This is a genomic window from Candidatus Frankia nodulisporulans, assembly GCF_902806475.1.
Classification (GTDB): Bacteria; Actinomycetota; Actinomycetes; order Frankiales; family Frankiaceae; genus Frankia; species Frankia umida.
Genome location: NZ_CADCWS010000211.1, coordinates 1 through 7,325 on the forward strand (window position 1 = coordinate 1; position 7,325 = coordinate 7,325).

6 protein-coding genes and 1 pseudogene are annotated in these 7,325 nt (G+C 72.7%); 3 read left to right on the plus strand and 4 right to left on the minus strand.

Annotation, left to right across the window (positions count from 1 at the left end; genetic code table 11):
* Window positions 1-312: pseudogene (locus G6R24_RS16215) on the minus strand (hypothetical protein); the annotation flags it as partial.
* A 94-nt stretch (window positions 313-406) separates the two neighbouring features.
* Between G6R24_RS16215 and G6R24_RS16220 the strand changes: the two are divergent.
* Window positions 407-1,168, plus strand: coding sequence for a Kelch repeat-containing protein (locus G6R24_RS16220; RefSeq protein WP_263864075.1), 762 nt, complete (start codon window positions 407-409; stop codon window positions 1,166-1,168).
* A 154-nt stretch (window positions 1,169-1,322) separates the two neighbouring features.
* Here the strand turns inward: G6R24_RS16220 and G6R24_RS16225 are convergent, their stop codons facing one another.
* Window positions 1,323-2,345 carry a lysylphosphatidylglycerol synthase transmembrane domain-containing protein gene (locus G6R24_RS16225; protein WP_225438612.1) on the minus strand — a complete coding sequence of 341 codons (1,023 nt, stop codon included), beginning with the start codon at window positions 2,343-2,345 and terminating at the stop codon, window positions 1,323-1,325.
* A 403-nt stretch (window positions 2,346-2,748) separates the two neighbouring features.
* A complete protein-coding gene (locus tag G6R24_RS16230; protein WP_163550080.1) occupies window positions 2,749-3,816 on the minus strand; it encodes an HpcH/HpaI aldolase/citrate lyase family protein in 1,068 nt (355 codons plus the stop codon).
* 289 nt (window positions 3,817-4,105) lie between these two features.
* On the opposite strand from G6R24_RS16230, the gene G6R24_RS16235 reads away from it, so the two are divergent.
* Both G6R24_RS16235 and G6R24_RS16240 read left to right on the plus strand, forming a co-directional pair.
* A complete protein-coding gene (locus G6R24_RS16235; protein WP_163550081.1) occupies window positions 4,106-5,290 on the plus strand; it encodes a CaiB/BaiF CoA transferase family protein in 1,185 nt (394 codons plus the stop codon).
* 20 nt (window positions 5,291-5,310) lie between these two features.
* A complete protein-coding gene (locus G6R24_RS16240) occupies window positions 5,311-6,327 on the plus strand; it encodes a TIGR03617 family F420-dependent LLM class oxidoreductase (RefSeq protein WP_163550082.1) in 1,017 nt (338 codons plus the stop codon).
* A gap of 94 nt (window positions 6,328-6,421) precedes the next feature.
* On the opposite strand, the gene G6R24_RS16245 is transcribed toward G6R24_RS16240, so the two are convergent.
* Window positions 6,422-7,325, minus strand: a 904-nt coding sequence (locus G6R24_RS16245; RefSeq protein WP_338084446.1) for an enoyl-CoA hydratase-related protein, incomplete at its 5' end; no start/stop codon positions are given.

The following is a 7,325-nucleotide window of genomic DNA, read 5'->3' on the forward strand; positions in this document are numbered from 1 at the left end:
CGCCTCGCCGGGCGGCGGCACGTCGCCGAGCGGGACGTCCTCGCCGGGTACGACCGGGTCGCCGGGGGTGGGTCCCGCGGGGTTGGCCCCCTCAGGGGCGAGGATCATCCCCGGCGCGCTGACGGACGAGCCGGGCTTCGAACCGCTACCGAACGCGTCCGAGGGTGCCACGGGCACGGACCCGGCCCAACCGGGCGACTCCGCCACACCCACCGGCCCGAGCCGGTCACCCGGCCTGACCACCACCCCCAACCCGGGCGGGACGGCCACCCCGAGCGCGACGTCCACCGCGGGCCGCACGGGCAGCCCCACACCCGGCACCCCGGCCGGAACCGGCCCGGGCAACGGAGCGGGAGCGGGAGCCGGCGCCGGTGCGGGCGCGGGAGCCGGAGCCTCGGGCACACCGGTGGGTTCCGTCGCGGTGCTCGATCCGAAGTCGGGCGCCTGGTCGGACGCCGCCGATCTGCCCACGCCGCGCACGGACCTGGCCGCCGTCACCGGGGCGGACGGACGGATCTACGCGATCGGCGGGCAGGACGCGGACGGTCCGACGGACACCGTCGAGGTGTACCAGCCGGCCAGTGACTCCTGGTCGGACGCCACCTCCCTGCCGGCCCCGATGGACCAGCCCCGGGCGGCCCGCGGCGGGGACGGACGGATCTACGCCCTCGACGGCACCACGCTGGCGATCTACGATCCGGCCGCGAACGCGTGGTCGACCGCGCCGGCTCCGCCGTCCGCGTTGGACGCGCCGATCGTCGTCGCCCTCTCGGATGGCCGGATTCTGGCCGCCGGCGGCACCATCGACGGTACGTCCGCCCCGCGGGTGGTCTCGACGACGTACGTCTACACCCCTGGGACGGATGGCGGCAGCGGCTCGTGGGCGCAGGTGGCCGGTCTGCCCACCCCGGTCACCCGGGCCGCCGGTGCCACTGGCCCGGACGGGCGGGTGTACGTCGTGGGCGGACGCGGTTCGGACAACGCGGTCACCGACACCGTGCAGATCTACTCCCCGGACCGCGACTCGTGGGACTCCGGCACCCCCGGTGAGGCGTCCGACCGGGCGGATGCCGCGGCCACGACCGGCGGCGACGGTCACATCTACGTCCTGGGCGGGACGTCCGGCAGTGACCAGCCCGAGGCCACCGTCGCCACTCTGTCCGACTGACCAGCCCCGTCCCGCACCCCCGGACGGCCGGCCATCGTGGGCCGTCCGGGGAATCGTGGGCCGTCCGGGGGATGGCGGGTTGTCCGGGGGATGGCGGGTTGTCCGGGGGATGATGGGTTGTCCGGGGATAGCTGGGTCGTCCGGTGGGGCGGGACTAGCGGTAACGGACGCGGTAGGCGATCCAGGCGGGGGCCCCGGCGGCCAGCGGCAGCCAGAAGGACACCAGCCGGTAGGCGAGGGTGGACAGGGCCGCGGCCGCCGGCGGAACCCCGGCTAGGGCGAGGGTCCCGGTCAGGCCGGCCTCGACGAAACCGAGACCGCCGGGCGTGATCGGGATCATCGCCAGGACGCTCGCCGCCACGTAGGCCAGCAGCACCAGGGACGGCCGAGGATGCTGGCCGGCACCGGCCAACGCCGCGAGCAGGGCGAGGTAGTCGAGGGTCCACTTGCCGGCCGCGAACAGCAACGCGGCGGGTAGCCGACGTCCGAGTGAGTGCAGCACCTCGTCGCGGCGGATCAGCAGCAGCTCGGACAGGTCTGGATCAACCGGGCGGCGGGCCAGCTGCAGCACCCGGGCGAGCAGCCGTGCCAGCAGGCGCATCGCGGCCTCCGAGCGGGCCAGCACCAGGCCGGTCACCGCCAGCACCGCGAAAGCGACACCCCCGAGCCACGCCGCCGCGATCAGACCGCGCGGCGCCGGCTGGCCGAAGATCAACGCGGGCAGGACGAACAGCGGCAGCCCGAACACGATGCTGGTCGTGACCATGGAGATCGCGGTCAGGGCGAACCCGGCGGCCGCGGGATCGCAGCCCGCCCGGCTCAGCATCCGGAACTGGACGGCGCCGCCCACCGCGATCCCGCCGGGGATGATCCGGCTGATGCTGTTCGACGCGAGCTGCGAGGTGATGGACAGAAACCAGCTCAGCCCGTCGATGGCGAGCCGTTGCAGCTGCCACACACAGGCGAAGCTCGCGATCTCCCAGCCGACCATCGCCGGGTACCACCACGGACGGAAGTGCCGCAGCCGGGGGAAGGCGGAGAACACGGTGAGCAGTTGCGGGGCGAGCAGGTAGATCGCCACCGCGGTGACCGCGAGCGGTATCACCCGGCCGGCGATCCGCCCCCAGGCCAGACCGCCGGGAACGACATCGGTGCGAAAGCGCCCCGCCGCCCCCAACCGTCGCGGCCGCGTCCCGCCACCCCCAGCTGACGGTGCCGCCTCCACCGGCGGTACCGGCTCAACTGGCGATACCGACTCAACTGGCGATACCGACTCAACCGGCGGTGCCGGCTCGGCCGAATCCGCCGGGACGGTGGGTTCCGGTGCGGCGGTCGAGGCAGCGGCCGGTGTCATGGTCCGTGCGGAGGCGTCGTCGTCCACGTCGTCCAGGTTGTCCGGCTTGCAGATTTTGTCCAGCGGTTTGTCGGCAGGCTCGGCTGGCACTCGTGCCCTCCTCCGCCCCACCTGCGGCGCGGGCCGCCCGACGTACCTCCTGCGCGTCACCCTAGACGAGCGATCGACGAGGCGAATCAGCCCACCGCCGGCCGGGCCGGCCGGGCGGCGATGGTCGCAGGGCTGGTCAGGCGGTGGGTCCGGGCAGGTTGTAGCTGGCGGCGAGGGTGGCGTCGCGGGCGGCGAGGCGGCGGGCGAGGTCGAGGATGACCTGGCACTGCTTGACCGAGGCGTCGTCCTGCATGGTGCCGTCGACCATCACCGCGCCGGTGCCGTCGCCCATGGTCTCGACGACCCGGCTGGCCCAGGCGACATCCTTGGGCTCGGGGCTGAAGACCTTCTTGGCGATGTCGATCTGCACCGGGTGCAGCGACCAGGCGCCGACCGCGCCGAGCAGGAACGCGTTGCGGAACTGGTCCTCGCAGGCCAGGGTGTCGGCGATGTCACCGAACGGGCCGTAGTACGGCATGATCCCGTGCGCCACGCAGGCGTCGACCATCCGGGCCAGGGTGTAGTGCCAGGGGTCCTGCTGGAAGGTGGCGCGCACGGCGCTCGGGTCGTCCGGGGTGGGGTCCTGGCGGACCAGGTAGCCGGGGTGGCCGCCGCCGACGCGGGTGGTCTTCATCCGCCGGTCGGCGGCGAGGTCGGCGGGGCCCAGCGACAGGCCCTGCATGCGGGGGCTCGCGGCGCAGATCTCCTCGACGTTGCTGACGCCGCGGGCGGTCTCGAGGATCGCGTGCACGAGGATCGGGCGGGTCAGGCCGGCCTGGGCCTCGAGCTGGGCGAGCAGCCGGTCGACGTAGTGGATGTCCTCGGCGCCCTGCACCTTCGGCAGCATGATCACGTCGAGCTTCGCGCCGATCGCGGGCACGAGGGTGAGCAGGTCGTCCAGCCCCCAGGGCGAGTCGATGCTGTTCACCCGGATCCAGAACTGGGTGTCGCCGAACTCCGCGCCGCCCTCGATGATCTTGATGAGTCCCTCGCGGGCGGCGAGCTTGTTGTCGGCCTTGACGCCGTCCTCGAGGTTGCCGAGCAGCACATCCACCTTGGGGATGAGGGTCGGCAGCTTCGCGGCCATCTTGGCGTTGCTGGGGTCGAAGAAGTGGATCACCCGGGACGGCCGCCGCGGGATCTCACGCGCCGGGGCCGGCGCGCCCACGGCGAGCGGAGCGAAGAAGTCCTTGGCACTGCGCATGGGGAGTCTCCCGGAAGGGGAACCTGAATGGCGGACCGAACCGTCGGGCGGACGGGGTCACCACCAGCGACGGGCACGACGCTCGACGACGAGGCACGTTACCAGCTCCCCGTTTCACCCGCCCCGAGTTAAATCACACAGAGTAACGATATTTGCCCAGAGTGACGCAGCTCGCAGTGCGCGGTCAGGGCAGGGTGAGCCCGGACGCGCAACCCCGCGTCACAGACGCACTTCTGGTTTATTGAGGCAGTCGCCAGAGTGACTGCCCGCTCGACTGCCAGGAGGAGCGTTGGATCTCCCGCTGCGGGATCTCGTCGTGGTCGGGCTGGAGCAGGCTGTTGCCGCCCCGACGGCCACCCGTACCCTCGCCGACCTCGGCGCCCGCGCCATCAAGGTGGAGAACCCGCGCGGCGGTGACTTCGCCCGCGACTACGACAACGCGGTGCTCGGCGAACTGGCCGCGCACTTCGTCTGGCTCAACCGGGGCAAGGAGTCGGTCGCGCTGAACTTCCGCGACCCGCGCGGCGCCGAGGCGCTGGAGCGGCTGTTCGCCCGGGCCGACATCGTGGTGCAGAACCTCGCGCCGGGCGCGGCCGCCCGCTACGGATTCGCCGCCGAGCAACTCGTCGAACGCTTCCCGCGGATCGTCGCGGTCGACATCTCCGGCTACGGCGAGGGCGGCCCGCTGTCCCACAAGCGGGCCTACGACCTGTTGGTGCAGTCCGAGGCCGGCTCCTGTTCGATCACCGGAACGCAGGAGCACCGGGCCAAGCCGGGTATCCCCGTGGCCGACATCGGCGCCGGCATGTACACGGTGACCTCCGTGCTCGCCGCGATCCACGCCCGCACGGCGACCGGCCGCGGCACCGCCCTGTCGATCAGCCTGTTCGACACGGTGGTCGAGTGGATGAGCTACACCATGAACATCACCATGGGTACCGGTGAGCAGCAGGTTCCCAACGGGGTGAGCTCCCCGGCCGTCTCCCCCTACGGCGCCTACCCGACGGCGGACGGCTTCACCCTCGTGCTCGGCACCACCAACGACGGCGAATGGCAGCGGCTGGCCCGCACGGTGCTCGGCCGCGACGACCTCGCCGACGATCCCGCCTTCACCCACAACGACGACCGGGTCCGGCTGCGCCCCCGCCTGGACGAGGCCATCCGTGCCTGGACGACCACCGTTCCCATCGCCCAGGCCGAGAAGATCCTCGACGACGCGGCGATCGGCAACTCCCGGCTCAACAGCGTGCAGGAGGTCATCGACCACCCGCATCTGAGCGCCCGGGACCGCTGGCGTGACGTCGCCACCCCCGCCGGCCCCTGGCGCGCCCCCCTGCCGCCGCCGATCACCCCCGACTGGGCCCTGCCCATGGGGCCCGTCCCCGCCCTCGGCGAGCACACCGAGGCCGTCCTGGCCGAGGTGGGCCTCACCACCGACGAGATCGCCCAGCTACGCGCCGACCGCGTGATCTGACAGGCTGAAGGGAAACATCGATGAAGATCGACGCCGTCCTGGGCACCGACATCGACCTCGCGGCGACCGCGGCACGACACGCCGAGACCGCCGGCTACGCGGGCGCCTGGGTCGGCGACACCAACCACGACCCGTTCCTGCAGATCATGCAGGCGGCGCAGGCCACCGAGAACATCACGGTGGGCACGGCCGTCGCGATCGCCTTCGCCCGCAGCCCGATGACGACCGCCACCTCCGCCTACGACCTGGCCCGCTACGCGCAGGGACGGTTCGTTCTCGGCCTCGGTTCGCAGGTCAAGTCGCACATCGAGCGCCGGTTCTCGATGACCTGGTCGAGCCCGGCGGCCCGGATGCGCGAGTACGTGCTGGCCCTCAAGGCCATCTGGGCGTCCTGGCAGGACGGCACGAAGCTCGATTTCCAGGGCGAGTTCTACTCCCACACCCTGATGACGCCGTTCTTCGCCCCCGAGCCGCATCCGGCCGGGCCGCCGCCGGTGTACGTCGCCGGGGTGAACGTGGCGATGACCGAGGCCGCCGGTGAGGTCGCCGACGGCTTCTTCCTGCACCCCTTCACCACCCGCCGTTACCTCGACGAGGTGACCCTGCCGGCGCTGCGCCGCGGTCGGGCCAAGCGGGGTGGCACCCTCGACGGCTTCGTCGTCAACGGCCCGATGTTCGTCGCCGTCGGACGCACCGAGGAGGAGCTCGCGACCGCCATCGCCGGCACCCGCGCGCGCATCGCCTTCTACGGTTCGACCCCCGCCTACCGGCCCGTGCTGGAGCTGCATGGCTGGGGTGACCTGCAGCCCGAGCTCACCCGGCTGACGAAGGAGGGCCGCTGGGCCGAGCTTGGCTCGCTGATCACCGACGACATCCTGCACACCTTCGCCATCGTCGGCACCCCCGCCGAGGCCGGCCCCGCGCTGTACGCGAAGGTCGGCGACGTCCTCGCCCGGACCTCCTTCTACACCCCCTACGACGCCGAGCCGGGTCTGCTCACCGAACTCCTCGCCCACGTCCGCCCCCCGGCCGCCTGAGCGCACCGGCACCGCACCGGCACCGCACCGGCACCGCACCGGCACCGCACCGCGCGGCCCGATCCTGACCTGGGCCGCGCGGCCAGGCGAACCGTCAGTGCGACGGCGGCGCGTCCGGCTCGGCCGCCAGGACGATGCGGGGATGGTCGGCGGGCAGACCCTCGAAGCGCGGCGGGCGGCGTTCACGGAAGGACGCGACCCCCTCCCGGTAGTCGGGTTTGCCCCGAGCGACGTCCAGGACGGTGTTCGCGGCCAGCCGGGACTGTTCGATGTCCGCCGCGTCATCGCGGGCCAGTTGCTGCTTGACCTGGGCGACCGCCCACGGGGAGCAGTTACGGGCCACGTCCCGGGCCCAGTCCAGGGCCGCGGGCAGCAACTCGTCGGGTTCGACCAGCCGGTTGGCGAGCCCCATCCGAACGGCCTCGTCGCCGCGCACGACCCGGCCGGAGAACAGCAGGTCGGCGGCGTGCCCGGCGCCGACGAGCCGGGGCAGCAGCCAGGTGACGGTGTCCTCGGCGATCAGTCCCCGGCGGGTGAACGACGTCGTCCACTTCGACCGGGCGGTGGTGAACCGCAGGTCGGCCATGAGGGCCTGGACGAACCCGACCCCGGCGCACGCCCCGTCAACAGCGGCGATGATCGGCTTGGGCACCGTGCGCGGGATCGTCGCCGAGGGACGCACCGGGCGGACGAAACTCGGATCGGTCGTCGCCCGGCGCAGCACCTCCATGTCCATCCCGGCGCAGAACGCCTCACCGGCGCCGGTCAGCACGATCACCCGGACGCCGGGATCGGCCATCGCCTCGTCCAGCAGCGCGACGTAGCGCAGCTCCATGTCGTACGCCCAGGTGTTGCGCCGTCCCGGCCGGTTGAGGGTGAGCAGCAGCACCCCGTCGTCGTCCAGCTCGCGCAGCACCGTGTCCTCCGGTGCCAGCTCGCCCAGCGCCACCCTCTGGGACGCCGTGGCCTGGGACGCGGGGGGCGTTTCTCCCACGGCG

Bases quoted from the DNA above. Each gene is read 5' to 3' on its own strand.
- G6R24_RS16230 (WP_163550080.1), bottom strand. From the start codon at position 3,816: ATGCGCAGTGCCAAGGACTTCTTCGCTCCGCTCGCCGTGGGCGCGCCG.
- G6R24_RS16240 (WP_163550082.1), top strand. From the start codon at position 5,311: ATGAAGATCGACGCCGTCCTGGGCACCGACATCGACCTCGCGGCGACC.